The 803-nt window shown below is 42.5% G+C and carries 2 pseudogenes; both read right to left on the minus strand.

The features are described 5' to 3' along the window. A pseudogene (locus KIV40_RS32250) lies at positions 1-182 on the minus strand (GNAT family N-acetyltransferase); the annotation flags it as partial. A gap of 188 nt (positions 183-370) precedes the next feature. Then, a pseudogene (locus KIV40_RS32255) lies at positions 371-803 on the minus strand (6-aminohexanoate hydrolase); the annotation flags it as partial.

The raw sequence follows: 803 nt of genomic DNA on the forward strand, positions 1-803 counted from the left end.
AGTTGTTCCTCTTCCTCGCAAACAAGCGAAAGCGTTAATGCGTTTGCTTTTCGCAGTCTTCTCAAGATCAGATGCTCGGTCGGTTTTGCGCCCGGTTCATGATGAGGGTGATTTTCAAATGCTTGGTAAGTGATTGACTCTATGTGATTTAGGTCTAGTTCTGTTTCATGTCTAATGTTCATATCTGTCTATCCAATTAATGAGTATTCGCCGACAACGATTTAACGTCTCGGCGTCTTCAATAATCAAACTATAAAGTGTAAAGCTATAGACAGGTCAATGAGAAAAATAGACTTTATTGTACTTTAATTTGCCGAAAGACAGATAAGAAAAAGGCGATCATAAGATCGCCTAGTTCAATTGTGATTTATTATAGTGACTGAGCGAGTGACTCAAAGGCTTCGAGCCTAATTTTCGATGTTTCTCTGGCTGCATTGGAACCACTATCGGCAGAAGAGAACGTCGCTATAACCACATTTTTGTCTTGGTTGATGTAGAGGAACTGACCAAATACACCACGGTAGGTCGCGATATTTTTCTCTGAGTCATGCACCCACAAGAAGTTCTTGTACCCCTCTAGATGAGAATCATACACTGCGCCCTCTTTCTGTTTGTAGATACTGTTGTTTGTGGCGTTTCTATCTTGATCATCGACATTGAAGGAGTCTTTCACCCACTTCTCGGAGAAAACCTGTTCGCCATTGTATTGCCCATTGTTGACCATGGCCAAACCTACACGAGCAAAGTCGCGCAGTGTTGTGTTAAATCCGCCGGTTGCAATTGGGTTATAGCCGATGTCAGCC

The sequence above is a fragment of the Vibrio sp. D173a genome (assembly GCF_030248475.1).